The sequence below is a fragment of the Mycolicibacterium novocastrense genome, from assembly GCF_001570485.1.
Classification (GTDB): Bacteria; Actinomycetota; Actinomycetes; order Mycobacteriales; family Mycobacteriaceae; genus Mycobacterium; species Mycobacterium novocastrense.
The window spans coordinates 1-24,483 of the sequence record NZ_BCTA01000077.1 but is presented as its reverse complement, the minus strand read 5'-3'; the positions used below and the strand labels follow the sequence as shown (position 1 = coordinate 24,483).

Below are 24,483 nucleotides of genomic sequence, written 5' to 3'. Positions count from 1 at the left end.
GACTACAGATCGAGTGTGAGATGGGAACCTTCAGCGGCGCGGGAGATGCAGATCAGCATCAGCCCGCCGTCGCGTTCGGTGTCGGTGAGCAGCGTGTCGCGGTGGTCGACCGAGCCGGCAAGCACCCGGCTGCGACACGTACCGCAGAAGCCCTGCTGACAGGAGTACGGGGCGGGCACACCGGATCTGCGCAGCGCCGCGAGCAGCGTCTCGTCGGCTCTGACATCGATGGTCTGGCCGCGTGAGGCCACGGTCACCGAGAAGTTGGTGCCGTCCTCGACGGGCGGGGCGGCGAACCGTTCGAAATGCAGTTCCACGTTGTCGCACCCGACCAGCCGCTCGCGGATGACGGTCAACATCGGCGCCGGACCGCACGCGTAGACCGCGGTGCCGTCGGGGCAGTCGCCGAGAAGGTCGTCGGCGCTGGGCAGTCCGTCGACGTCGTCGGTGCGGATCTGCACGCGAGAGCCGAACCGGGCGACCTCGTCGACGAACGGGAGGCTGTCGCGGCTGCGCCCCGTGTACACCATCGACCACTCCACATCGAGCACCTGCGCCAGTCGCAGCATCGGCAGGATCGGGGTGATGCCGATGCCGCCGGCGACGAACCTCAGCTGCCGGGTGGGGGAGCCGTAGCCGGGCACCGTCAGCGGGAACGCGTTACGGGGCCCGTGCGACGTCACGGTCGCACCCGGGCTCAGCGCCCGGTGCACCTCGATCGAACCGCCGCCGCCGTCGGGAATGCGGCGCACCGCGATGCGATAGCTGTCGGTGTGGCCGGGATCGCCGCACAGCGAGTACTGCCGCACCAGCCCGCTGGGCAGCGTGATGTCAATGTGCGAGCCGGGATGCCACCGGGGCAGCGGTTCGCCGTCGGCGGCGACCAGCGTCAGTGCCACGACGTTCTCGTCGCGGGCCACCACCTCACGGTCGGCGACCCGCAGAACCAGGGTGCGGTCGAACTCGCGGGGCGGTGTGACCTTGCGGACGGCGCCGGCCAGCGCTTCCATTCCGTTGATCACGACGTCGGCGATGCCGATCATGGCGTAGCGCCGTCCCGGCCGCAGCGGATGGGCGGGCAGTTGCCGGTAGCGTTCGCGCAGACCCATCAACGGTGCGCGGCGCGCGCGGCGGGTGAGGTGGCCAGGTAGGCCACGGCCTGGGCGGTCGAGCCCATGTCCTCGGGCGAGTAGCCGGGGCGGAAGTAGGACAGCGTGTTCGTCCCGAACAGGGTCCGGAACTTGGGCAGCAGGCCGAGTTCGGAGTCCCGCATCCGCAGTCGCTGCATCTCGAACCAGCCGATGTCACTGTTGGGGTCGGACTTCAGCAGGTACCAGGTGCCGCGTTGGAAGAAGGTGAACATCGCCGTCGCGGCGACCGTCATCGCCCGGATCCGGTCGGGATAGCTGTCGTGGAAGTAGACCGCGACGTCGTGGGCGACGCAGCGATGCTCGACCTCTTCGCTGCCGTGCCAGCGGAACAGGTCGACCAGGGTGGGGTCCGCGCCGTGGTCGTCCCACGTGGAGTTCAGCGCGAAGTCGCCGAGCACCGCGGTGTAGTGCTCGATCGCCGCGATCAGCCACAGCCGCTCACACAGGTTGCTCAGGCGCCGCTGCGGGTCGTCGAAATCCTTTGGCGCCAGGACTTTTTCGAACATGTAGCCGACGAGGTCGAGCATGGGTTTCGGGTCGACCCCGTTGCCGATGAGGAAGTCGGAGATCACGTCGTCGTGGGCCGCGGCGTGCGTCGCCTCCTGGCCGATGAAGCCGCGGATGTCGTCGGCGAGCTTGGGATCTCTGACGAGTGGGAGCGCCTCGTTGTAGGTGCGGACGAACCAGTGCTCGGCGGCGGGCAACACCACGTTGAACAGGTTGATCATCGTGGAGGCCACCGGGTGGCCGGGAATCCACTCGAGCGGGACACCGGAGAGGTCGAAGTGGACCTTGCGGGCCTGGATCTGGACGGGCCCGGGGTCGACCTCGCGGGTGAAGCGGCGCGGACGTAGAGCCCCGGGTTGGGCCGGCGACAATGCCATCTCGGCTCCTCCTTCGTGCCGCACAGTCTACGTGCGGTAAGTGGGAACGCAGGTTTGCGGTTCGCGGCCCGTGTCTATAACACGTTCATGGTGGCGATCGACGACCTCCTCGGGTGGGCCAAACAGCAGGTGGCGCTGCGGGTCCCGAAGGCCGACCTGGACCAGCGCGACCCCGACTACATCCGCGAGCAGTTACCGGGTCTGTGGCTGCTGGCCTCGTTGTACTTCCGCGCCGACGTCCGCGGCCTGGACCGCATCCCCGCCGAGGGCCCGGTCCTGTTGGTGGGCAACCATAGCGGCGGCAACCTTCCGCCGGACACGTTCGTGTTCACGTTGGCGTTCAGCTCGTACTTCGGCGTCGAGCGGCCCTTCTACCAGCTCGCACACAATCTCGTGGTTTCGATGCCGGGCCTGGGTTCGCTACGCAAGTTCGGCACCGTGGCCGCCAACCACGACAACGCCAAGTTGGCGCTGGAGTCCGGCGGGGCTCTTCTGGTCTACCCGGGCGGCGACTACGAGGTGTTCCGCCCGTCGTGGCAGCGGCACGAGGTCGACTTCGGCGGCCGCAAGGGTTACGTGAAGCTGGCCCGCGAAGCGGGTGTGCCGATCGTGCCCGTCGCCAGCGTCGGCGGTCAGGAAGCCGCATTGTTCCTCGACCGCGGCCAATGGTTGGCGCGACTGCTGATGGTGGACCGGCTGGCCCGCCTCAAGAGCGTGCCCATCCTGCTGGCGCCTCCGTGGGGGCTGACCGTCAGCGACTTCATCCCGCGGCTGCCGCTGCCGACGAAGATCGCGATCGAGGTGCAGGATCCGATCGACGCCGACGACATCGCGGCCAGTGACGACGACGTCATCAACGACAAGGTGTTGAGCAGCCTGCAGGCAGGAGTCGACAGGTTGGCCGCCGGACGACGCTTCCCGGTTCTGGGCTGAGACATGCGGGTTCAACGCCAGTGCGTCATCGACGCCGACCGCGACCAGGTGTGGAAGGTGGTCAGCGACCCGGGGTGCTATCCGGAGTTCATGGCCAGCCTGGAGCGCTGGGAGATGCTGACCGATGCGCCCGCCGGGCTCGGGTCCCGCTACACCGTGCACTGGAAGGTCGGTTCGGTGCCGATCGGCGGCACCGTGGAGGTCGTCGAGTTCGACGCACCGCGTGAGGTGTCGTGGATCGGGATCACCGGGGTCTCACAGCGTGGCCGGTTCCGGCTGCGTGACACCGGGGACGGGCGCACCAAGGTGACGTTCCGGTTGTCCTACGAGTCCGCGGGCAACCTCTTGGGCCTGATCGCCGACCGGGTGGCCGCGCGCCAGGTCGGCCGCACGATGAGCCGGACGTTGACCAACCTGCGCCGGATGGTGGAGGGCTAAGTCTCTCAGCCTGCCGGTGGCGGCGGCGGGGTGCCCGCGCCGGGGGCGCCCTGGATCGGCACCACCGGGGTTGGGGTCACGGTCGTGACGCCGTTTCGGCCGACCGTCGGGCCGCCCGAGGGACCCTGCTCGGCGATCAGGTCCGCCGCCTTCTGGCTGCAGTCCAGCATCAGCAACATCCGGCCGCCCGAGGTGATCTTCTGCTGGTCGACCAGGCACTCCGCCTGGGGCAGCACGCTGCCGACCGAACCGCCGAAGTAGGCCTTGACGCCCTGGGACTTCAGGATCTGCAGCGCCCGGTTGTACGGTTCGCCGACCACGTTCAACGTGCTCGGTTGCGACATCGCGATGCCGGCGCCGACGAGTGCCGCCGAACCGACAGCCACGAGCCCGCCGCTGAGCACAACAAGCTTGTTCACGTGATCTCCTCAGGTCGCTGCGCTGCGAACATATCGCAGCCGTGACGAATGTGAAACCGGAGCAGAAGCCGTCCGCGTTACACCGTCGGGCGCACCGCTTCCCGCATGACCTCGCCGAGCCGCGCCGCGGTGACGTCGTCGAAGACGTCCTCGAGCAGCAACTTCTTACCGTCCGGACCGGCCAGCGGCACCCGCCAGTTCGGATACTCGTCGGTGGTTCCGGGCTGGTTCTGGGTGCGCAGGTCGCCCACCGCGTCGGCCAGTGACAGCGACAGCAACCGCGACGGTGTGCGGCCGAGATAACGATGCAGGGCCTCGACGATCGCGGCGGTGTCGGCCTCGGTGTCCAGGAGCCCGACACGGCGCAGTTCGTCCAGCCATCTGTCCTGTTGCTCGCGGTCGTCGGCCAACTCCTCGGCGGCGGGCCGCGTCAGCAACCCGAGTTCGTCGCGCAGGCGGACGTGTTCGCCGGCCAGATAGCCGGCCGTGGGGGGCAGGTCGTGCGTGGTGACGGCCGACAGGCAGTACTCGCGCCACCGCTCGGCGGGCAGCGGGCCGCCGTCCCCGTCGCGGTCGGCTTCGAACCACAGGATCGAGGTGCCGAACAGCCCGCGTTCGTGCAGATAGTCCCTTACCCACGGTTCGACGGTGCCGAGGTCCTCGCCGACCACGACGGCTCCCGCCCGGTGGGCCTCGAGCGCCACGATGCCGATCATCGCCTCGTGGTCGTAGCGCACATAGGTGCCGTCGGTGGGCCGCGCCCCGTTCGGGATCCACCACAGCCGGAACAGCCCGATGATGTGGTCGATCCGCACACCTCCCGCATGCCGCAGCACCGCGTTGACGAGTGCACGGAACGGCTCGTAGGCCAGCCTCTCGAGTTGGTCGGGGCGCCACGGCGGTTGCGACCAGTCCTGCCCGAGCTGGTTGAACTCGTCGGGAGGAGCGCCCGCCGTGACGCCGAGCGCGAGCACGTCCTGCAGGGCCCACGAGTCCGCGCCGTTGGGATCCACGCCCACTGCGAGGTCGTGCATGATGCCCAGGTTCATTCCCGTCTGCAGCGCGGTGGCCTGCGCCGCGGTGAGCTGGTCGTCGAGCTGCCACTGCAGCCAGCGGTGGAAGTCGACGTCGTCGGGGTGCTCGGCGGCGAAGGCCGCGACGGCTTCGCCCGCCGGATGCTGCAGTTCCTCGGGCCACCGGTGCCAGTCGGCGCCATACCGTTGCGCCAGGGCACACCAGGTGGCGAAGTCGTCGAGGCTGGTGCCCTCGCGCTCCCGGTAAGCGGCGTAGGCCAGTTCCCGACCCGCCGAGCGCGGTGCCTCGTAGACCGCCTCCAGCGCCGAGCGCTTGGCCTTCCACGCGGCGTCGCGCTCGACCTGCTCGGCGCGGTCGGCTCGGGACTGCACGGCCTCACGCAGCTTGCGTAACCGGTTGCGGCGGCGGACATAGGCGTATTCGGGGATCGCTTCCACCCGCAGATAGATCGGGTTGACGAACCGGCGGGAGGTCGGCAGGTAGGGCGACGGTTCCATCGGCGCGACCGGTGCGGCCGCGTGCAGGGGATTGACGAGGATGAATCCCGCGGCGTGCCGGGCCGCTGACCATACCGCCAGGTCGGTCAGATCGGTCAGATCGCCGATGCCCCAGGATCTTTCGGACCGCACACTGTAGAGCTGGGTGGCCAGACCCCAGGTCCTGCCCGATGGGGCCGGTAGTGACGCGGGGGAGACGATCAGCGGGGTGCTGAACTCCGCCCCGTCGGCGTGCAGTTCGAGGCGGTGATAGCCGATCGGCAGGTCGGCGGGCGTCTCGAAGGTCGCCTCGCCGACCAGTCTGCCGTCCAATTCATAAGGGGGCCTGTTGTTTTCGAGTTGACGCAGGCCCGTCCGCACCGACCCGTCCTCCAGCAGGATCCGCAGCGACACCGGGTCGCCGTGCGTGACGTGCACCCAGAACGTCGAAGTCACACCGGTGCGACCGATGATCGTCGGCGGAAGGTGGCGCGACCAGTATTCGCGGTCGTGCGCGGCGAGTGCGGCGGCGCGGTCGTCCTCGGTGGCAGCGGGGACGCCCAATGCGGCCAGCACCGAGATCAGCGTCGAGGAGGCCACGCTGACGCGCGAGCCCGTCCAGTCTTCGTAATCGGTTGCGACACCGTAGCGTCGCGCCAACTCCACTAGCGACGCGGCGGGCCCTGTCATGTCGCCAATCTTGCCCGGAATCGGCCGCCACGTCTCATCACAGGCTCGCTCATACCCGATCTGCGCGAACTCAACCGGCGCTCAATGCGCGTCGGCCCGCTGGGTAGTGTCGGCCGGTATGGCGCCCGACCGGCAGGAGACGGCCGAGGCGCAGAGTCGTCGGGCCCGGATCGCGGTGGCGGCGCTGTTCTTGACCAACGGCGCCGTGTTCGCCAATCTGGTGCCGCGCTACCCCGAGATCAAGACCGATCTGGGGCTGTCGAATTCGGCCTACGGTGCGGCTGTCGCCGCGTTCTCGGCGGGGGCGCTGGCGGCCGGGTTGACCGCGGCCGCGCTCATCCGCCGCTACCGCTCGTCGCGGGTGGCTGTCGTCGGCACCATCGGGATCGGGGTCTTCGTGGTGCTCGCGGGCGTGGCGACCTCGCCGGTGTTGTTCGCCGCCGGGCTGTTCGCGGCGGGTGCCTGCGATGCGGTGACCGACGTCGCGCAGAACGCCCACGGGTTGCGCGTGCAGCGCATCTACGGTCGCTCGATCATCAACTCGCTGCACGCGGTGTGGGCCGCGGGCGCGATCATCGGCGGCGTGATGGGCGGGGCGGCGGTCGTGTTGGGTGTCCCGCGCGCGCTGCATCTCGGCTTCTCCGCAGTGCTGTGCAGCGTGGTCGTTCTCGTCGCGTACCGCTATCTGCTGCCCGGGCCCGATCACGAAGACCACCGGGAGGCGCGCGCCGACCGTGCCGGCAGCGCCGGCGCTGCGGTGTACGCCGCTCTGCTCGCCCTGGTGCTCATCGCGGTGGCCGGTGCGACGGTCGAGGACGCCGGCAACTCCTGGGCGGTCTTGTATCTGCGGGACGTATTCGGCGCGTCCGGGCCGATCGCGGTGACGGGCTACATCGTCGCCGTCACCTTCCTGTTCATCGGGCGACTGGTCGGCGACCGGCTGGTCGACCGGTTCGGGGCACGCGCCGTGGTCCGTTCGGGTGGTGCGATCACCGCGATCGGCATGGGTCTGGCGCTGGCGTTCCCGTCCGTTCCCGGCACGATCGCCGGTTTCGCGATGGCCGGCCTCGGCGCGGCGACGCTGGTGCCGTCGGCGATGCACGCCGCCGATCAACTGCCGGGCCTGCGGCCGGGCAGCGGGCTCACGATTCTCACCTGGTTGATGCGCATCGGGTTCTTCGGTGCCCCGATACTCGTCGGGCTCATCGCCGACGCGACGAGCCTGCGGATCGGCCTGCTCGCCGTGCCGATCGCCGGCGTCGTAGTCGTGGTGTTGTCGGGCGTGATCAGTGCGCGACGCCGGCGAGCTCGATCGTGAGCACGCCGCCGACGACGAGTGCGATGCCCAAGGCCATCACCCAGGTCAGCGCTTCGGCGAACACGAAGCGCGCGATGACCGCGACCAGCGCCACGCCGCAGGCCGTCCACACGCCGTAGGCGATGCCGACCGGCATCCCCAGGCCCAGGGTCAGCCACAGCAGATAGAAGGACGCCAGGTATCCCAGGACGATCGGCGGGATCCAGGCCTTCTTGCGGAACCCCTCCGATGCCCGCAGCGACAACGTCGCGAACACCTCGAAGGCGATCGCGGCCGCCAAAGTCCAGTACATCACCGCTGTTCGACCGCCCGGTGCGATCCGAACTCGATCAGCAGCACGCCGGCGATGATCAGACCGATGCCCGCGACGATAGGCCAGGTGAACGGGTCGCCGAACAGCACAGCGGCCAGCACCGCGGTGCCGGCCGTGCCGACGGCTCCCCAGATTCCGTACGCCACCCCGACCGGAACTCCGGCGCGCAAGACCAGCGTCAGGAACGTGAAGGCCGCGATGTAGCCCCCGACGACGACGAGAAGCCACGCCGAATGATCCTGGGACGCCCGCAGCGACAGGGTCGCGGCGACCTCGACGATGATCGCACCGGCCAGCAAGGCCCACTTCTGCACGCGATCAAGCTAGCCGACCGGGCGACTTTGCCCCCGCCGGGCGGCGAAAACGCTGACCAGGTGGCCTGTTCGCAGCCGCGCGTAGCCTGAACTCGCTGTGTTCGATCGATAGGAGGAGTCCCGTGCCCGACGTCGTGGAGTTCCGGTGACCGCAGAGGCAGGAGGCACCGACGCGCCCGTCGTCGACACCGCGTACGGACCGGTCCGCGGCCTCGACGACGGCACCGTGAAGGTCTGGAAGGGGATTCGGTTCGCCGCCCCGCCGGCGGGTGAGCTGCGGTGGCGGGCGCCCGAACCGCCACAGCGCTGGTCCGAACCGGTGGACGCCACAAGGCTCGGCCCGGTGTGCCCGCAGCCGACGGACCCGCGCATCCCGATCGACCTCGGCGCTCCGCAGAGCGACGACTGCCTGAGCTTGAACGTGTGGGCGGCATCGAACATCGAGCCAGGCGCGGGCAAACCGGTGCTGGTGTGGGTGCACGGCGGCGCCTACGTGCTCGGTTCGTCGGCGCAGCCGCTGTATCACGGCCGCACGCTCGCCGCCGACGGCGACGCCGTGATCGTCACGGTGAACTACCGCCTCGGGGCGCTGGGCTTCCTGGACCTGTCGGCGGTGAGCGACGACTTCGCGACCAACCTCGGCCTGCGCGACGTACTGTTCGCGCTGCAGTGGGTCCGCGACAACATCGCCGGTTTCGGGGGAGACCCGAACCGCGTCACCGTCTTCGGAGAATCCGCCGGTGGCGGGATCATCACCACACTGCTGGCCAGCCCGGCTGCCGCCGGCCTGTTCGGCGCGGCGATCGCGCAGAGCTCACCGGCGACCTCGGTCTACGACCGCGAGCGCTCGCAACGGGTGGCGGCGCTGTTGCTCGACCGGCTCGGGCTGAGTCCCAGCGAGGCCCAGCAGTTGGTTTCGGTGCCCACTTCCGCGCTGATGACCGCCTCCAAGCACGTGTTCGACCACATCCCGGTGAGCACCCCGGGCACGCTGGCGTTCGCGCCGATCATCGACGGCGATGTGGTGCCTGCGCATCCGGTCCAGCTCGCCCGGGATGGGCGCACCCTCCCGGTGCCGCTGATCATCGGCACCAACAAGCACGAAGCCGCACTCTTTCGCTGGATGAAGTCGCCCCTGATGCCGATCACACCCAAGGCGATCCGGGCGATGTTCGCGGAGATCGCCGCCGAACAACCCGACCTGGAGCTGCCCGACGAACAGCAGATCCGCGCCGCATACCGGGGCCGAGGAAAGACCATCGGTATGGGCGTCGCGCGCGATATCGGGTTCCGGATGCCGTCGGTCTGGTTCGCCGAGGGTCATCGCGAGGTCGCACCCGTGTACCTCTACCGATTCGACTTCGCCACCCCGATGTTGCGGCTGCTGCGGCTCGGAGCCGCGCACGCGACCGAATTGCCGTACGTCTGGGGCAATCTGGTCGCCGGCCCCAAGGACCCGACCTTCAAGCTCGGCGGGCTGAAAACGGGGAAGGAGGTCTCGGCGCGCATCCGGCGGCGCTGGGTGAACTTCGCCGTCGACGGCACACCCGCGGGCTTCGCCGGCGACCCGGTGTGGCGGCCGTACCGCACCTCCGATCGCGCCACCTTGCTCATCGACGCCGAGGACAGGGTGGTCGACGACCTCGACCACGATCTGCGTACCGCGTGGGGCGATCAGGTGCTGAGCTTTCGCTGAGACGTATGCTGGGCCCGGAGGTTTCGAAGTGGATGTGAGTGGCGCCTTCTCGCACGTATTGCCACCGTTGATGCACGATCCCGTGGTCTTTGCGGTGCCGTTCTTCTTGTTGCTGCTGGTCATCGAGTGGGCGGCCGCCCGCAAACTGGCCCACGAGGAGGCCGAGCGTGCACCGGCCGGTGCGTACCAGCGCTCCGATGCGTGGGCGAGCATCTGGATGGGCGTGGTCTCGATCGGCACGAGCGGGGTGCTGAACTTCATCGCGCTGCTGGGCTATGCGGCGTTGTTCGTCTACGTCGCGCCGTGGCAGCTACCCGCGAACGCCTGGTACACGTGGGTGATCGCGATCGTCGGGGTGGACCTGCTCTACTACGTCTATCACCGGATGGCGCACCGGGTGCGGCTGATCTGGGCCACCCATCAAGCGCATCACTCCAGCCAGTACTTCAACTTCGCCACCGCGCTGCGCCAGAAGTGGAACATCAGCGGTGACGTATTCCTGCGGGCGCTGCTGCCGCTGTTCGGCGTACCGCCGTGGATCGTCTTCGCCAGCTTCTCGATCAACCTGATCTACCAGTTCTGGATCCACACCGAACGCATCGGGAAGCTCTGGGGCCCCATCGAATTCGTCTTCAACACGCCGTCGCACCACCGGGTGCACCACGGCATGGACCAGCAGTACCTCGACAAGAACTACGGCGGCATCTTCATCCTGTGGGATCGGCTGTTCGGCAGCTTCCAGGCCGAGACGGTCCGCCCGCACTACGGGCTGACCAAGCAGGTCGACACCTACAACATCTGGACGCTGCAGACACACGAGTACGTGGCCATCGCGCGCGACGTCCGCCAGGCGCGGCGGTGGCGCGACAGGCTGGGCTACATGTTCGGCCCGCCCGGTTGGACGCCGGCGCGACCGCCGCTCGTGGCGGAGCAGCCGTCGGCCCCCGTCAGCGCCTGAGCCACGCAGCACCTCTGCGCGCCGTAGTCTGCGCTGTGTGAAAACCGTCTTCGACGCCCCGGTCGACGCCGGTCTGGTCGAACGTTCGCTGGCGACAAGCACGTTGGGCTCGATGTGGCTGGACGAGCGCGTCGGCCCGCCGCGGCCGCAGTTCCCCGCCCTGACGAAGCCGGTCACCTGTGACCTGATCGTCGTCGGGGGCGGATACACCGGCTTGTGGACCGCGCTGCACGCCGCGCGACGCGACCCCGGTCAGCGCATCGTGCTCATCGAGGCCAACCGGGTGGGCTGGGCGGCCTCGGGCCGCAATGGAGGCTTCGTCGAGGCCAGCCTGACGCACGGTGCTGCGAACGGAAAGGCACGCTGGCCCAACGAATTCGACGTTCTCGAAGACATGGGCTTGGACAATCTCGACGGTATGCAGGGCGAGATCGCCGAGCTGGGCCTCGACACCGACTGGCAGCGCACCGGCACGCTGACGGTGGCCACCGAACCCCATCAGGTCGAGTGGTTGCGCCAGGCCGCGGCCGACGGCGAGGGGGAGTTCCTCGACACCACCCAGGTTCGCGACGAGGTGGCCTCACCGACCTACCTTGCCGGCCTGATCGACGCACAAACCTGCGCGATCGTGCACCCGGCCAAGCTGGTGTTCGAGCTCGCCAGGGCATGCGAGAACGCGGGCGTGCGCATCTACGAGCACACCAACGCCGCCCGGCTGGATTCCGGTGGCGTCGGGTTGCGCGTGCAGACCGGTCAGGCCGTCGTCACCGCCCGGCAAGCGGTGCTCGCGACCAACGCCTATCCGAGCCTGCTCAAGCGCAACCGGCTGTACACAGTGCCCGTGTACGACTACGTACTGGCCACCGAACCGCTCACCGACAACCAGCTGGGCCGCATCGGCTGGCGCGGCAGGCAGGGAATCGACGACTGCGCCAACCAGTTCCACTACTACCGCCTGACCGCGGACAACCGGATCGTCTGGGGCGGGTACGACGCCGTCTACCACTTCGGGCGCAAAGTGCGGCCCCGCTACGAGAACCGGCCCGCGAGCTACCGCCGGCTGGCCGAGCACTTCTTTCTGACCTTCCCACAACTTCACGACGTCCGATTCAGTCATCGGTGGGCCGGCGCGATCGACACCAACACCCGGTTCTGCGCGCACTGGGGACTGGCCAGGGACGGCCGCGTCGCATACGTCAACGGCTTCACCGGACTGGGCGTTGGCGCTTCCCGGTTCGCCGCCGACGTGTGCCTGGACCTGCTCGAGGGCAGACCCACCCCGCGCACCGAACTGCAGATGGTGCGCGAGCGCCCGCTGCCGTTCCCTCCTGAGCCGCTGGCCAGCGTCGGCATCCAGGCGACCCGGTGGTCACTCGACCGCGCCGACCACGCCGCCGGACGCCGGAACGCCTATCTGCGGACACTGGATGCGTTAGGCCTCGGTTTCGATTCGTAGCTGTCCCGTGCCGAAACCGCGGCCGGGGCGTAACGTCTCTGTGACCTTCACCGATGGGCAAGTGACGGGACCATCGTCGAGTGGTTGCTCCTGGTCGGGCGGTGATTGTCAGCTCTCCCGACCCGGTAGGCGGCTCGCAACGCGCCGGTTCCGAACCTTTATCGGCTCGACGAGCGGAGACGAGAGTGCGCCGACATTCGCTACGGGTACTGGCGGCGCTGGCCGCCCCGATCACTGCGGTCGCGCTGATGTCGGCGCCCGCGCAGGCCAACCCGGGCGTCCTCGTCTACCCCGGCATGGAGATCCGCCAGGACAACAACGTTTGCACGCTGGGTTATGTCGATCCGGCGACCCGCATCGCATTCACCGCAGGCCATTGCCGAGGCAGTGGGCCGGTGCGCGACCGCAACGGCAATCTCATCGGGATGCAGACGGTGTACCGCGACAACACCCCCAACGGTGCGACCGTCGACACCAATCACCAGATCGCCGATTGGGAGGCGATCGCGCTCGCACCCGACGTCGCGGTCAACAACGTGCTGCCGGGCGGCAAGGTGCTGGTGGCCGACCCCGGTGTCGTGCCGACGGCCGGGCAGCCGGTGTGCCACTTCGGCGTGGTCACCGGTGAGAGCTGCGGCAACGTCGAGGCTGTCAACAACGGCTGGTTCACGATGGCCAACGGTGTGGTCAGCCAGAAGGGCGACTCGGGCGGCCCGGTGTACGTGATCACCCCCGACAACCGGGCGGTGCTGATCGGCATGTTCAACAGCACCTGGGGCACGTACCCGGCCGCGGTGTCCTGGCAGACGGCGAGCCAGCAGGCCAGCGAGGCCGTCATCTCGGCCGCATCCGCCAACGTCGGCTCCGTATCCCTGCCCTAACGCACGAGCTCGAACACCGGAATCGACGGCGCCGCAGCGCGCAACTCCTCCGGTGAGGACGTCGGCGTCAGGCCGCCGACGTGTCCCTTGACCTCCCAGAACCAGCGGTCGAGGTAGCGGCTGAGCAGCTCGGGCTTGACCTCGTCGGGCACCTCGGCGATCCGCACCTCGCGGCGGCGCCACCGGGGACCGACGTCGACGACGCCGGCCGCCCTTGCGTTGCGGGCCCACTGGGTGTGACCGCGCGGGGAGACGAGGTAGTCGCGACCGCCGACCGTGAGCACGTTGACCACCACGCTTCGGCGCTTGCCCGTCTTGCGGCCTCGCACCGAGAGCGCCTTCGTCCCGGCGACACTGACACCGGCCTCAGCCAGCCAGCGGAAGACGTGGTTGACGACGCGGGCGGCCCGCGTCGGTTTGTCGTAGCGCGTTGTAGTCACAGGGGACCTCCTCAATCAGAGAGCGGTGCTCTCGTACTCAGAGTGCCACCTCGCGACGCCGAATTCAAGAGCACTGATCTCGCTTTGTGTCACACTCGGCACATGGGCAAACGGGCCGAGAGCCGGCAGCGGATCGAGGCGCAGATCATCGAGTTGGGTCGGCGTCACCTCGTGACCGACGGCGCGGCCGGGCTCTCGGTCAGGGCGATCGCCCGCGACCTCGGCATGGTGTCGTCAGCCGTGTACCGCTACGTGTCCAGCCGCGACGAACTGCTGACGCTGCTGCTGGTCGATGCATATTCCGAACTCGCCGATCACGTCGACCACGCCCGCGGCGAAGGCGCACCGTGGCACGAGCAGTTACGCGCGATGGCGCACGCCGCACGCGGATGGGCGGTCGACCGACCCGCCTCGTGGGCGCTGCTCTACGGCACCCCGGTTCCCGGATACCAGGCGCCCCGAGAACGCACCGTGGGCCCGGGAACCCGCGTCGTGGGCGCCTTGTTCGACGTGGTCGACGCCGGTATCGCCGCCGGCGACATCCCCTCGTCGAAATCGGTTGTCGACGAACCGTTGTCGTCGGATTTCGAGGCGTTGCGCGTCGAGTTCGACTTCGGGGGCGACGACGGTGCGATCGCCAGGAGCTTCCTGGCATGGGCGGCACTGGTCGGTGCGATCAGCCTCGAGGTGTTCGGCCAGTACGGGCCCGACACGCTGACCGATCCCGCGGCGCTCTTCGATCTGCAGATCGGCCTGCTGATCGACGCACTGCAATCGGATAAGTATTGACTTATATAAGTAGAGGCTTTAATTTGTAGGGGTGCACGCGTTCGACGTCCTCGGCGATCCGGTGCGCCGCCGGATCCTCGAGCTGTTGGCCGACGGCGAGCAGCCCGCAGGAGCCATCGCCGAGACCATCGGCGACGAGTTCGCGATCACCCAGCCCGCAGTCTCGCAACATCTCAAAGTGTTGCGCGACAACGGGTTCACTTCGGTGCGGCCGGACGGTCAGCGCCGTCTCTACGCGGTCAACGGGGCAGCGCTGCGCGACGCCGACGAGTGGCTCGCCGGCTTTCGGCGGTTCTGGTCACCGAAGCTCGATGCGCTCGGCACCGAGATCGCGCGCGGTAAGCGACAACGACGAAAGAAGGCAACATGACCGAGATCGACGTGGACCACCAGATCAGTGCCGTCGCACGCACGGTCGGGAAACGCACGATCGACGCGGGCGAGGCACACGTCGTCACCATCAAGCAGACCTACGACACCGATCAGGCGGATCTGTGGGATGCCGTGACCAACATCGAGCGCATCCCGCGGTGGTTGATGCCGATCTCGGGCGATCTGAAGGTCGGTGGCAGCTATCAGTTGCACGGCAACGCCGGCGGAACAATCCTGACGTGCGACCCGCCGAAGAGCTTCACCGCCACCTGGGAGTACGGCGGCAACACTAGTTGGATCGAGGTCAGCGTCGGCGACCAGGGCGCGAACCGGGCACAGTTGGTCATCGAGCACATCGCCGTCGTCGGCGACGAGATGTCGCTGCAGTTCGGCCCCGGCGCCGTGGGCATCGGCTGGGACTCGATGGTGCTCGGGTTGGCGCTGCATCTGTCCACCGGGGAGGCGGTCGACCCGGAGTTCGGGGAACAGTGGGTCACCACCGCCGAGGGTCGACGCTTTCTGGCGTTGTCCAATGACGCCTGGTACGAGGCGAACATCGCCTCCGGCGCCGAGCCCGCCGCCGCGCGGGCAGCCGCCGACCGGTGCCTGAAGGCGTACTACGGCGAGGCCTGAACTAGAACACGTTCTAGCCAAGTGAGCAGCCCGCGGATATTCTCGACGCGATGCTTGCCCAGACACCTGTCCAGATCGCGTGGGTGACGCGGGACCTCGAGGCCACCGAGAGCGCGCTCACCTCGATGTTGGGCGCCAAGAAGTGGGTGCGCATGCCCGGCGTCCACTTCGCCCAGGAGGCGTGCACGTATCGCGGCGAGCCCGCCAGTTTCGTGGCCGACATCTCGCTGAGCTATGCAGGCGACATGCAGCTCGAACTGATCGCACCGGTCTCCGGGCGCAACATCTACTCCGACTTCCTCGATACCGCGGGCCCCGGCATGCACCACATCTGCATCGAGGTCGACGACGTGGAAGCGGCACTGGCCGAACGGAAAGCCGAGGCGGTGCAGCGCGGCGTGATGCCCGGCGGCATGGAGTTCGCCTACATCGCCGCCGCCGGCGTGCCGTACCTGGAGATCGCCCACATCCCCGACGAGATCAGGGCATTCTTCGACTACATCAAACAGGAGCAGCAGTGAGCACCATTGAAATTCCCGACACTGTCGACGCCGCCGATGTCGCGTCGTGGTCCGACGAATTCGATGTCGTGGTGGTCGGATTCGGTATCGCAGGCGGGTGTGCAGCGGTCAGCGCCGCCGCTGCGGGCGCTCGGGTGCTGGTGCTGGAGAAGGCCGCCGACGCCGGCGGGACCAGCTCGATGGCCGGCGGACACTTCTATCTGGGTGGCGGGACCGCGGTGCAGCAGGCCACCGGTCATGAGGACAGCGCCGACGAGATGTACTCCTACTTGGTCGCGGTGTCGCGTGATCCGGAGCTCGACAAGATCCGCGCCTACTGCGACGGCAGCGTCGAACACTTCAACTGGTTGGAGGACTTGGGTTTTCAGTTCGAGCGCAGCTACTACCCGGGCAAGGTGGTGGTGCCGCCGGGCACGGAGGGCCTCTCGTATACGGGCAACGAGAAGGTGTGGCCGTTCTACGAACAGGCCAAACCGGCACCGCGCGGCCATTCGGTGCCGGTGCCCGGTGAGCTCGGGGGAGCCGCGATGGTCATCGACTTGTTGGTCAAGCGCGCCACCGAGCTCGGTGTGCAGATCCGCTACGAGACCGGGGTGACCAACCTGGTCGTCGACGACGGGTCGGTGGCCGGCGTGCGTTGGAAGCACTTCGGCGAGACGGGCGCGATCAAGGCGAAGGCGGTGATCATCGCCGCGGGCGGATTCGCGATGAACCCCGAGATGGTCGCCGAGCTCACGCCGGCGCTCGGCCAGAAGCGCAAGACCAAGCACCATGGCGAGGTGGAGCCCTACATCCTGGGCAATCCGAACGACGACGGCCTGGGCATCCGGATGGGCATCTCGGCGGGCGGCGTCGCCAAGAACATGGATCAGCTGTTCATCACCGCCGCGGCGTATCCGCCGGAGATCCTGCTCACCGGTGTGATAGTCAACAAGTACGGCCACCGCTTCGTCGCCGAGGACTCATACCATTCGCGCACTTCGGCTTTCGTGCTCGAACAGCCTGAGCAGACGGCCTATCTCGTCGTCGACGAGGCCCACATGGAGATGCCCGAGATGCCGCTGATCAAGTTCATCGACGGTTGGGAGACCGTGGAGGAAATGGAAGCGGCGCTGGGTATTCCGCAGGGCAACCTGGTCGCGACCCTGAATCGGTACAACGAATTCGCCGCTCGCGGTGAGGATCCCGACTTCCACAAACAACCCGACTACGTCGCACCCCAGGACACCGGCCCGTTCGCGGCGTTCGACCTGTCGCTGGGGCGCGCGATGTACTCGGGGTTCACCATGGGCGGGCTGGCGGTGTCGATCGACGGAGAGGTCCTGCGCGAGGACGGCTCCGCCGTCTCAGGCCTCTATGCGGCGGGAGCGTGCGCGTCCAACATCGCCCAGGACGGCAAGGGCTACGCCAGCGGAACCCAACTCGGCGAAGGGTCGTTTTTCGGGCGGCGGGCGGGTGAGCACGCAGCCAGGCGCGCGGGCGCACACGTTGTGGCGCGTTAGACCTTCGCCGGTTCGTCACCCTCGACGCGACCCAGTCGCCAGTCGCCGTCGCCCAGCAGCTCGAGTTCGTGGGTGTGGTGCTGTTCGACCGTGCTGCGGTGGCTCACGCTGACCAGGATGGTGTCGGGCAGTTCGGTGCGAACCAACTGATAGAGCATGAACTCCAGGCCCTCGTCCAGGGCCGACGTGGACTCGTCGAGGAACACGGCCTTGGGTTTGGTCAACAGGATCCTGGCGAACGCGATCCGTTGCTGTTCGCCGGGGGAGAGCACCTTGGCCCAGTCGTCGACCTCGTCGAGGCGGTCCGCCAGATGCGGCAGCGCCACCTTGTGCAGCGTGTGTTTCAACGTCCTGTCATCGATCTCGCCGACTTCGTTGGGGTAGCTGACCACGGTGCGTAGATCGCCCAGCGGCACATACGGCATCTGCGAGAGGAACATCGTCTCGTTGGGTCCACACGGGCGAGTCAGTCGGCCCGAGGTGAACGGCCACAGCTGCGCAAGGCTGCGCAGCAGGGTGGTCTTGCCGCTGCCCGACTTACCGGTGACCACCAACGAGTCACCGACCTCCAGTCGCATGTCGAGCGGTCTGATCAGTTGTCGGCCATCGGGAGTGCGGACTTCGACGGCGGAGAGTTCGACGGTGCCGTCCACGCACGGCGCGGTGGTCAGTTCGGGCAGCGCCCGGCCCTCCTCGTTGGCGACCACCAGGCCGTGCAGCCGGATGATCGCCGCCCGGTAACCGGCGAACTGGTCGTAGACGTTGCGGAAGAACGACAGGCCGGCCTCGATGTTGCCGAACGCCGCCGCGGTCTGGCTCATCGCGCCGAGCGTGATCTCACCGGTGAAGAACCGGGGGAACTGCAGCAGATAGGGCGGCACGACGATGATCTGGTCCATCGACAGGTTCCAGCCGTAGAAGCCCATCATGCGGTTGATATAGCGCTTGTAGTTACTGACCACCGGCGCGAACAGCCGCCGCAGCCCTGATCTTTCGGCGATCTCGCCGCGGTAGAAGGCGACCGCCTCGGACGCGTCGCGCAGGCGCACCAGCGCATAGCGGAAGGCGGCGTTGAACTTCTCGTTGTAGAACGACAGCCAGATGATCGGCCTGCCGATCCAGAACGCGAAGACCGAAGCCAGCAGCACGTACGCCAACAGGATCCAGAACATCGCCCGCGGCACGTCGCCGATGAACGGCAGCGTGAGCGTCCCCGACAGGTTCCATAGGATCGCGGTGAAGGAGACCATCGAGACGATCGCACTGATCGCGCCGAACAGCAGCGTGGCCGTCGAGGTGTTGTTGGGTGTGTTCGGCAGGCCGCCGACGCCGGCGGTGAAGATGTCGATGTCGTACTGGATGCGCTGGTCGGGGTTGTCGATGGTGTCGTCGATGAATCGGCCGCGGTAGTAGGCCTTGTCGTCCAACCAGTCACTGGTGAGCCGGTCGGTGAGCCAGACCCGCCAGGCCAACATGAACCGCTGGGTCAAGAAGAGGTCGAGCATGATCCGCGCGACGTGGATGACGGCCAGGATCGCGAAGATCATCATCGACAACCAGAACCCGTCCCTGCCGGAGTTCCGGATGGCGTCGTCGCCGGTGCCCAGGCCGGACGCCACCACCTGGAAGCTGGTCATCATGTCGTTGCCCTGGAAGGTGAACAGCACCGTCAGGCGGACCCCGATGATCACCGAGAGCAGCAGCGTGCCCAGCCACAGCCAGATCCTGACGCTCTCCGGACCCTTGAAGTAGTCGCCGGTGATGCGCCAGAACTGACGGCCCCACTCGGTGAACTTCGCGATGAGCACCAAGACGATCAGAGTGCACACCGCGGTGATCGCCCAGGCCCGGGCGATCCACACCAGCGATATCCACAGTTCACTGCCCCAGTCCAGCGTCGGGGTGAACATTCCCTCATTCACTCCGGCAAGGTACCGCGACAACCCTTGTGTGACCGTCCAAAGGGTCGCGCCGGGCCGACGCGTCGCTCAGCCTCACCTTCGCCGATAGCACCGCCGATTTCTGCGCCAGGGCTGTGGAACGGCCGGATCCGCGACCCTCCTGCAGAAGTCGGCGACGGTCCTTACCGGTGATCCGCCTGCGTAAGCTGCCGACATGAGCAGCGACGCTCCGGTCACCGTGAACGCAGGGCATCTGATCGCTCGCCGGTTGCGCGCAAGCGGGATCGACACGGTGTTCACGCTCTCGGGCGGGCACCTGTTCTCGATCTACGACGGTTGCCGGGCGGAGGACATCCGGTTGGTCGACACCCGCCACGAGCAGACCGCCGCGTTCGCCGCCGAGGGCTGGTCCAAGGTGACCCGGGTACCGGGTGTCGCGGCGTTGACGGCCGGGCCCGGCGTCACCAACGGCATGAGCGCGATGGCCGCCGCGCAGCAGAACCAGTCACCGCTGGTGATCCTCGGCGGTCGCGCGCCAGCCATGCGGTGGGGGCAGGGCAGCCTGCAGGAAATCGACCACGTCCCGTTCGTCGCGCCGTTGACCCGCTTCGCCGCGACCGCCCAGGCGCCGGATGCCGTTGCGGGACTGGTCGATGACGCGTTGCGCGCCGCGGCCGGGACGGCGGGCGGGCCCTCGGGTGTGTCGTTCGTCGACTTTCCGATGGACCACGTGTTCAGCGAGGCCGCGGACGCCGGCGCGCCAGGAGCGCTGAGTCAACCGACTCCGGTGGTGCAGGCCGACGGCGACGCCGTGGGCGCTGCGCTGGGCCTGCTCGCCGAGGCGCAACGGCCGGTCATCATGGCCGGGACCAACGTCTGGTGGGGTCATGCCGAGACGGCGCTGCTGAATCTGGCCGAGGCGCTGCGCATTCCGGTGCTGATGAACGGGATGGCCCGCGGCGCGGTCCCCGCCGACCACCAGCTCGCGTTCTCCCGGGCGCGGTCAAAGGCGTTGAAGCAGGCAGATGTTGCGCTGGTGATCGGCGTGCCGATGGACTTTCGTCTGGGCTTCGGTGGTGTGTTCGGCGCGGACACCGTGCTGATCGCCGTCGACCGTTGCCCCCCGGATCGACCGCAGCCTCGACCGGTCGCCGCCGGCCTGTACGGCGACATCAGCGCCACGTTGTCCGCCCTGTCGGCGGCCGGCGCCAACGATCACGAAGCCTGGATCGCCGACCTGCGTGCCACCGAGACCGCGATGCGTGCCTCCGAGGCCGATGAACTGTGCGACGACCGCACGCCGCTGCACCCCATGCGCGTGTACGCCGAGATCAGCGCCATGCTCGACCGCGACGCTATCGTGGTGGTCGACGCAGGCGACTTCGGCTCCTATGCCGGCCGCGTCATCGACAGCTACGTGCCCGGCGCCTGGCTCGACAGCGGCCCGTTCGGCTGCCTGGGTTCCGGACCGGGCTACGCCCTGGCCGCCAAGCTGGCCCGGCCCGATCGCCAGGTGATCCTGCTCCAGGGCGACGGGGCGTTCGGGTTCTCGGGCATGGAGTGGGATACGTTGGTGCGTCACGGGATTCAGGTCGTTTCGGTGATCGGCAACAACGGTGTCTGGGCGCTGGAGAAGCATCCGATGGAGGCGATCTACGGGTATTCGGTGGTGGCCGACCTGCGGCCGGGCACCCGGTACGACGAGGTCGTGACCGCGCTCGGCGGATACGGCGATTTGGTGTCGACACCGGCCGAACTGCGCCCCGCCCTCGAGCGCGCCTTCTCCTCGACGCTGCCCGCGGTGGTGAATGTGCTGACCGATCCGACGGTGGCCTACCCCCGTCGCTCCAACCTGGCCTAGCCCTAATTTCCGCGAGCGCGCGTGTCTGCCCACCGCACGCCGCCAAATCTCAGCACTTTGCGCACCCTCACACCGCAGCGAACGCGACGAAAATCGCTCGACCCGTTCGGCGTTCGGGCCATGCTGAACTGATGGAGGTGCACATTCACAATTCCGCCGACGAGTTCCGCGCAATCGCCGAACCGGTGTACCGGCGCGACCCGGTCGCCAACACCGTCGAGCTGACGGTCCTTGCCGCGGCGATCCCCGACGACACACTGCTGATGTCGGTGTGGCAGAACTCGGACGTCGTCGCTGTCGCAATGCAAACACCGTCATACCCGTTGGTGTGCAACGGTATTCCGATAGATTGCGCCGACGTCGTCGCCCGCGGTCTCCTCCAGAGGCGACCCGATCTGACCGGGGTGCGCGGGCTCCGTCAGGTCGCCGTCGCAATCGCCGACGCCTGGCAGTCGCACGGCGGGCATCCCGGCACCGTCACGCTCGAAGAGCGGCTCTACCGACTGGGGACCCTGCAGCCGCCGACCGGCGTTGCCGGAGCGCCGCGATGGGCCGACGAGACCGATCGCGCCCTCCTGACCGACTGGATGGAGCGCTTTTTCGGCGAGACGTTCGGCCACCCCCGCGACGACGCCGCGAGGGCTCGCTTCGTCGACGCCGCCGCCGTCCGGGGCGGCCGGTTTCTGATGTGGGACGTCGACGGCACACCGGTCAGCACGGCACTGCTGCATGCGCCGGTGGCGGGGGTGTCGCGCATCGGTCCGGTGTTCACACCGGCGGCGCACCGGGCCCATGGCTACGGCTCGGCCCTCACCGCCGCGGCCTCCCAGTCCTCGCTGGAGCGCGCCGACGCGGCGGTGGTGCTGTTCACCGATCGTGCCAACCCGACCTCGAACGCGATCTATCGAAAGATCGGCTTCGAGCCGGTGTGCGATTTCGCGCGCATCGACTTCCGCACGGTCGACCGACCCTGTGGGCTCACACGTGAGTAGGGGACGTGCGCAGACAGCCGCCGAAACACGGCGCGTCGCGAAGCGGGCACGTGCGCTCACGGCCAGGAGCGCAGCGCGTACGGTAGCGGTGTGGCAAAGACGAAGACCCGCACTTCAGGTCGTGTCAGCAATAGGTTCTGGAAGTTGCTCGGCGCCAGTACCGACCGGAGCCAGGCGCAATCGATGGCGCAGGTGCGCAGCTCGGCGGACTTCGACGAGAAGGCCGCGGCGCTCGACGACGAGAAGTTGGCCAAGGCCGCCAAGTTGCTCAACCTCGATGACCTCGCCGAGTCGAGCGACGTGCCGCAGTTTCTGGCGATAGCCCGCGAGGCCGCCGAGCGCAAAACTTCGCTGCGGCCATTCGATGTTCAGCTTCTGGGTGCCCTGCGCATGCTCGCGGGCGACGTGGTCGAGATGGCGACCGGTGAAGGCAAAACGCTCTCGGGTGCGATCGCGGCGGCCGGTTACGCCCTGGGCGGTCGCAGCGTGCACGTCATCACGATCAACGACTACCTCGCGCGCCGCGACGCCGAATGGATGGGCCCGCTTCTGGAGGCGCTGGGCCTGACCGTCGGCTGGATCACCGAGAGTTCGACGGCCGAGGAGCGCCGCTCGGCCTACCAGTGCGACGTCACCTACGCCTCGGTGAACGAGATCGGGTTCGACGTGCTGCGCGACCAGTTGGTCACCGACGTCGCCGATCTGGTCTCGCCGAACCCCGACGTCGCGCTGATCGACGAGGCCGACTCGGTGTTGGTCGACGAGGCGTTGGTCCCGCTGGTGCTGGCCGGCACCACCCACCGCGAGACCCCCAAGGTCGACATCATCCGCATGGTCGGCGAACTCACTCCCGGCGTGGACTACGACACCGACACCGACAGCCGCAACGTCCATCTCACCGAGATCGGTGCCCAGAAGATGGAGGCCAAGCTCGGCGGCATCGACCTGTACTCCGAGGAGCACGTCTCCGGCACGCTGACCGAGATCAACGTGGCGCTGCACGCCCACGTCCTGTTGCAACGCGACGTGCACTACATCGTCCGCGACGACGCCGTACACCTGATCAACGCCTCGCGCGGTCGCATCGCGCAGCTGCAGCGCTGGCCCGACGGCCTGCAGGCCGCGGTCGAGGCCAAGGAGGGCATCGAGACCACCGAAACCGGCGAGGTACTCGACACCATCACGGTCCAGGCGCTGGTGAACCGGTACGCGACGGTGTGCGGTATGACCGGCACCGCGCTGGCGGCCGGCGAACAGCTGCGCCAGTTCTACAAGCTCGGCGTGTCACCGATCGAACCGAACAAGCCGAACATCCGCGAGGACGAGCCCGACCGGGTGTACGTCACCGCGGCCGCCAAGAACGACGCGGTCGTCGAGCACATCAAGGAGGTTCACCAGACCCGGCAGCCGGTGCTCGTCGGCACGCGCGACGTCGCGGAATCCGAAGAGCTGCACGAGAAACTGGTCAAGGCCGGTGTTCCCGCAGTCGTGCTGAACGCCAAGAACGACGCCGAGGAGGCCGCGGTGATCGCCGAGGCCGGCACGCTGGGCAGCGTCACCGTGTCCACGCAGATGGCAGGCCGGGGTACCGACATCAGGCTCGGGGGCTCAGACGAGGCCGACCACGATGAGGTCGCCGAACTCGGCGGGCTGCACGTCATCGGTACCGGCCGCCACCACACCGAGCGGTTGGACAACCAGTTGCGCGGCCGCGCCGGGCGCCAGGGCGATCCCGGCTCGTCGGTGTTCTTCTCCAGCTGGGAAGACGACGTCGTCGTCGCGCATCTCGAACCCAACAAGCTGCCGATGGAGACCGACGAGGACGGCCGCGTCGTCAGCCCCAAGGCCGCCAGCCTGCTCGACCACGCACAGCGCGTCGCCGAAGGCCGGATGCTGGATATCCACGCCACCAACTGGCGCTACAACCAGCTGATCGCCCAGCAGCGCGCGATCATCGTAGAGCGACGAAACACCTTGCTGCGCACACCCACAGCGCCCGAGGAGCTCGCCGAGCTGTCGCCGAAACGCTACGAGGAGGTCGTCGAACGGCTCGGTGAGGAGAAGCTGGAGACGATCTGCCGGCTGATCATGCTGTACCACCTCGACCGCGGCTGGGCCGACCACCTGGCATACCTGGCCGACATCCGCGAGAGCATCCATTTGCGGGCGCTGGGCAACCAGACCCCGATCGACGAGTTCCACCGCATGGCCGTCGACGCGTTCGCATCGCTGGCCGCCGACGCGATAGAGGCGGCCCAGCAGACGTTCGAAACCGCGCCGTCGATCGAGGACGAGCCGGGCGTGGACCTGTCGAAGCTGGCCCGGCCGACCTCGACGTGGACGTACATGGTGCACGACAACCCACTGGCCGACGACTCGCTCTCGGCGCTGAGCCTGCCGGGCGTGTTCCGCTAGGTTTAGCCTCGATCCATGGATCGACCCTGTTGAGGTTCTTGGGGTTGACTTTTTTCGTGCGCCTAGGTCGTGGGCAGCGTGGAGTCGCTGGTCTG

23 protein-coding genes are annotated in these 24,483 nt (G+C 68.0%); 15 read left to right on the top strand and 8 right to left on the bottom strand.

The features are described from left to right. Nucleotides 1-2: 2 nt before the first annotated feature. Together RMCN_RS24735 and RMCN_RS24730 are read right to left on the bottom strand one after the other, a co-directional pair. Nucleotides 3-1,109, bottom strand: a complete 1,107-nt coding sequence (locus RMCN_RS24735) for a PDR/VanB family oxidoreductase (protein WP_064414499.1) — start codon at nt 1,107-1,109, stop codon at nt 3-5. Beyond that, on the bottom strand, nt 1,109-2,035 hold the full coding sequence (locus RMCN_RS24730) for a metal-dependent hydrolase (RefSeq protein ID WP_064414523.1): 927 nt from the start codon (nt 2,033-2,035) through the stop codon (nt 1,109-1,111). Before RMCN_RS24730 ends, RMCN_RS24735 begins: the two co-directional genes overlap by 1 nt. Before the next feature lie 87 nt (nt 2,036-2,122). On the opposite strand from RMCN_RS24730, the gene RMCN_RS24725 reads away from it, so the two are divergent. Beyond that, nucleotides 2,123-2,968 (top strand): lysophospholipid acyltransferase family protein, encoded by an 846-nt coding sequence (locus RMCN_RS24725; RefSeq protein WP_064414524.1) that lies wholly within the window; start codon nt 2,123-2,125, stop codon nt 2,966-2,968. A gap of 3 nt (nt 2,969-2,971) precedes the next feature. Further along, the gene (locus RMCN_RS24720; protein WP_064349836.1) at nt 2,972-3,406 is read left to right on the top strand and encodes an SRPBCC family protein; all 435 of its coding nucleotides are present in this window, start codon (nt 2,972-2,974) and stop codon (nt 3,404-3,406) included. 5 nt (nt 3,407-3,411) lie between these two features. On the opposite strand, the gene RMCN_RS24715 is transcribed toward RMCN_RS24720, so the two are convergent. Then, nucleotides 3,412-3,825 carry a hypothetical protein gene (locus RMCN_RS24715; RefSeq protein ID WP_064349838.1) on the bottom strand — a complete coding sequence of 138 codons (414 nt, stop codon included), beginning with the start codon at nt 3,823-3,825 and terminating at the stop codon, nt 3,412-3,414. Nucleotides 3,826-3,902: 77 nt separating this feature from the next. Next, on the bottom strand, nt 3,903-6,026 hold the full coding sequence (malQ, locus tag RMCN_RS24710; protein ID WP_067394852.1) for a 4-alpha-glucanotransferase: 2,124 nt from the start codon (nt 6,024-6,026) through the stop codon (nt 3,903-3,905). Nucleotides 6,027-6,144: 118 nt separating this feature from the next. Between malQ and RMCN_RS24705 the strand changes: the two genes are divergently transcribed. Further along, on the top strand, nt 6,145-7,344 hold the full coding sequence (locus tag RMCN_RS24705) for an MFS transporter (protein WP_064414503.1): 1,200 nt from the start codon (nt 6,145-6,147) through the stop codon (nt 7,342-7,344). Here the strand turns inward: RMCN_RS24705 and RMCN_RS24700 are convergent. Then, a complete protein-coding gene (locus RMCN_RS24700; protein WP_067394849.1) occupies nt 7,313-7,636 on the bottom strand; it encodes a DMT family transporter in 324 nt (107 codons plus the stop codon). The genes RMCN_RS24705 and RMCN_RS24700 overlap by 32 nt on opposite strands. Beyond that, nucleotides 7,636-7,971: a DMT family transporter gene (locus RMCN_RS24695; protein WP_064414504.1), complete on the bottom strand. Its 336-nt coding sequence runs from the start codon at nt 7,969-7,971 to the stop codon at nt 7,636-7,638. The genes RMCN_RS24700 and RMCN_RS24695 overlap by 1 nt, the downstream gene beginning before the upstream one ends. Before the next feature lie 145 nt (nt 7,972-8,116). Here RMCN_RS24695 and RMCN_RS24690 point away from each other — a divergent pair, with 145 nt between their 5' ends. From RMCN_RS24690 to RMCN_RS24675, 4 genes are all read left to right on the top strand, one after another. Next, nucleotides 8,117-9,667, top strand: coding sequence for a carboxylesterase/lipase family protein (locus RMCN_RS24690; protein WP_067394846.1), 1,551 nt, complete (start codon nt 8,117-8,119; stop codon nt 9,665-9,667). A gap of 70 nt (nt 9,668-9,737) precedes the next feature. After that, complete coding sequence (locus RMCN_RS24685; RefSeq protein ID WP_064394138.1) at nt 9,738-10,625, top strand: sterol desaturase family protein; 888 nt, start codon at nt 9,738-9,740, stop codon at nt 10,623-10,625. Nucleotides 10,626-10,662: 37 nt separating this feature from the next. Beyond that, nucleotides 10,663-12,081, top strand: a complete 1,419-nt coding sequence (locus RMCN_RS24680; RefSeq protein WP_067394843.1) for an NAD(P)/FAD-dependent oxidoreductase — start codon at nt 10,663-10,665, stop codon at nt 12,079-12,081. A 185-nt stretch (nt 12,082-12,266) separates the two neighbouring features. After that, nucleotides 12,267-12,962, top strand: a complete 696-nt coding sequence (locus tag RMCN_RS24675) for an Rv1815 family serine proteinase (RefSeq protein ID WP_064418517.1) — start codon at nt 12,267-12,269, stop codon at nt 12,960-12,962. On the opposite strand, the gene RMCN_RS24670 is transcribed toward RMCN_RS24675, so the two are convergent. Continuing rightward, entirely contained in the window at nt 12,959-13,402 is a 444-nt protein-coding gene (locus tag RMCN_RS24670; RefSeq protein ID WP_064425177.1) for a nitroreductase/quinone reductase family protein, read from the bottom strand. The genes RMCN_RS24675 and RMCN_RS24670 overlap by 4 nt on opposite strands. 102 nt (nt 13,403-13,504) lie before the next feature. On the opposite strand from RMCN_RS24670, the gene RMCN_RS24665 reads away from it, so the two are divergent. Genes RMCN_RS24665 through RMCN_RS24645 form a run of 5 tightly spaced genes read left to right on the top strand, consistent with a single transcriptional unit; the run spans nt 13,505 to nt 17,219 of the window. Further along, entirely contained in the window at nt 13,505-14,191 is a 687-nt protein-coding gene (locus tag RMCN_RS24665; protein ID WP_064418515.1) for a TetR/AcrR family transcriptional regulator, read from the top strand. Nucleotides 14,192-14,222: 31 nt separating this feature from the next. Beyond that, nucleotides 14,223-14,561 (top strand): ArsR/SmtB family transcription factor, encoded by a 339-nt coding sequence (locus RMCN_RS24660; RefSeq protein WP_064393691.1) that lies wholly within the window; start codon nt 14,223-14,225, stop codon nt 14,559-14,561. Beyond that, nucleotides 14,558-15,196: an SRPBCC family protein gene (locus RMCN_RS24655; RefSeq protein WP_064418514.1), complete on the top strand. Its 639-nt coding sequence runs from the start codon at nt 14,558-14,560 to the stop codon at nt 15,194-15,196. Before RMCN_RS24660 ends, RMCN_RS24655 begins: the two co-directional genes overlap by 4 nt. 50 nt (nt 15,197-15,246) lie before the next feature. After that, nucleotides 15,247-15,717, top strand: coding sequence for a VOC family protein (locus tag RMCN_RS24650; protein ID WP_064427431.1), 471 nt, complete (start codon nt 15,247-15,249; stop codon nt 15,715-15,717). Continuing rightward, on the top strand, nt 15,714-17,219 hold the full coding sequence (locus RMCN_RS24645; protein WP_067394840.1) for an FAD-binding protein: 1,506 nt from the start codon (nt 15,714-15,716) through the stop codon (nt 17,217-17,219). Before RMCN_RS24650 ends, RMCN_RS24645 begins: the two co-directional genes overlap by 4 nt. Here RMCN_RS24645 and RMCN_RS24640 read toward each other — a convergent pair. Continuing rightward, complete coding sequence (locus RMCN_RS24640; RefSeq protein WP_064393695.1) at nt 17,216-19,129, bottom strand: ABC transporter ATP-binding protein/permease; 1,914 nt, start codon at nt 19,127-19,129, stop codon at nt 17,216-17,218. The two genes, RMCN_RS24645 and RMCN_RS24640, sit on opposite strands and share 4 nt — an antisense overlap. Before the next feature lie 205 nt (nt 19,130-19,334). On the opposite strand from RMCN_RS24640, the gene RMCN_RS24635 reads away from it, so the two are divergent. The 3 genes from RMCN_RS24635 to secA2 all read left to right on the top strand — a co-directional run bounded on the left by RMCN_RS24635 (nt 19,335) and on the right by secA2 (nt 24,388). Further along, nucleotides 19,335-20,981, top strand: a complete 1,647-nt coding sequence (locus tag RMCN_RS24635) for an acetolactate synthase (protein WP_067394837.1) — start codon at nt 19,335-19,337, stop codon at nt 20,979-20,981. Between the two features lie 131 nt (nt 20,982-21,112). Next, nucleotides 21,113-21,973, top strand: a complete 861-nt coding sequence (locus tag RMCN_RS24630; RefSeq protein ID WP_067394834.1) for a GNAT family N-acetyltransferase — start codon at nt 21,113-21,115, stop codon at nt 21,971-21,973. Between the two features lie 90 nt (nt 21,974-22,063). Next, a complete protein-coding gene (secA2, locus tag RMCN_RS24625) occupies nt 22,064-24,388 on the top strand; it encodes an accessory Sec system translocase SecA2 (protein ID WP_067394831.1) in 2,325 nt (774 codons plus the stop codon). Nucleotides 24,389-24,483: the final 95 nt, after the last annotated feature.

What these genes read in the sequence shown, in the direction of transcription:
- RMCN_RS24735 (WP_064414499.1), bottom strand. Translation starts at nt 1,109, where the DNA reads ATGGGTCTGCGCGAACGCTACCGGCAACTGCCCGCCCATCCGCTGCGG.
- RMCN_RS24730 (WP_064414523.1), bottom strand. Translation starts at nt 2,035, where the DNA reads ATGGCATTGTCGCCGGCCCAACCCGGGGCTCTACGTCCGCGCCGCTTC.
- RMCN_RS24725 (WP_064414524.1), top strand. Translation starts at nt 2,123, where the DNA reads ATGGTGGCGATCGACGACCTCCTCGGGTGGGCCAAACAGCAGGTGGCG.
- RMCN_RS24720 (WP_064349836.1), top strand. Translation starts at nt 2,972, where the DNA reads ATGCGGGTTCAACGCCAGTGCGTCATCGACGCCGACCGCGACCAGGTG.
- malQ (WP_067394852.1), bottom strand. Translation starts at nt 6,026, where the DNA reads ATGACAGGGCCCGCCGCGTCGCTAGTGGAGTTGGCGCGACGCTACGGT.
- RMCN_RS24705 (WP_064414503.1), top strand. Translation starts at nt 6,145, where the DNA reads ATGGCGCCCGACCGGCAGGAGACGGCCGAGGCGCAGAGTCGTCGGGCC.
- RMCN_RS24700 (WP_067394849.1), bottom strand. Translation starts at nt 7,636, where the DNA reads ATGTACTGGACTTTGGCGGCCGCGATCGCCTTCGAGGTGTTCGCGACG.
- RMCN_RS24685 (WP_064394138.1), top strand. Translation starts at nt 9,738, where the DNA reads ATGCACGATCCCGTGGTCTTTGCGGTGCCGTTCTTCTTGTTGCTGCTG.
- RMCN_RS24665 (WP_064418515.1), top strand. Translation starts at nt 13,505, where the DNA reads ATGGGCAAACGGGCCGAGAGCCGGCAGCGGATCGAGGCGCAGATCATC.
- RMCN_RS24655 (WP_064418514.1), top strand. Translation starts at nt 14,558, where the DNA reads ATGACCGAGATCGACGTGGACCACCAGATCAGTGCCGTCGCACGCACG.
- RMCN_RS24650 (WP_064427431.1), top strand. Translation starts at nt 15,247, where the DNA reads ATGCTTGCCCAGACACCTGTCCAGATCGCGTGGGTGACGCGGGACCTC.
- RMCN_RS24640 (WP_064393695.1), bottom strand. Translation starts at nt 19,129, where the DNA reads ATGTTCACCCCGACGCTGGACTGGGGCAGTGAACTGTGGATATCGCTG.
- RMCN_RS24635 (WP_067394837.1), top strand. Translation starts at nt 19,335, where the DNA reads ATGAGCAGCGACGCTCCGGTCACCGTGAACGCAGGGCATCTGATCGCT.
- RMCN_RS24630 (WP_067394834.1), top strand. Translation starts at nt 21,113, where the DNA reads ATGGAGGTGCACATTCACAATTCCGCCGACGAGTTCCGCGCAATCGCC.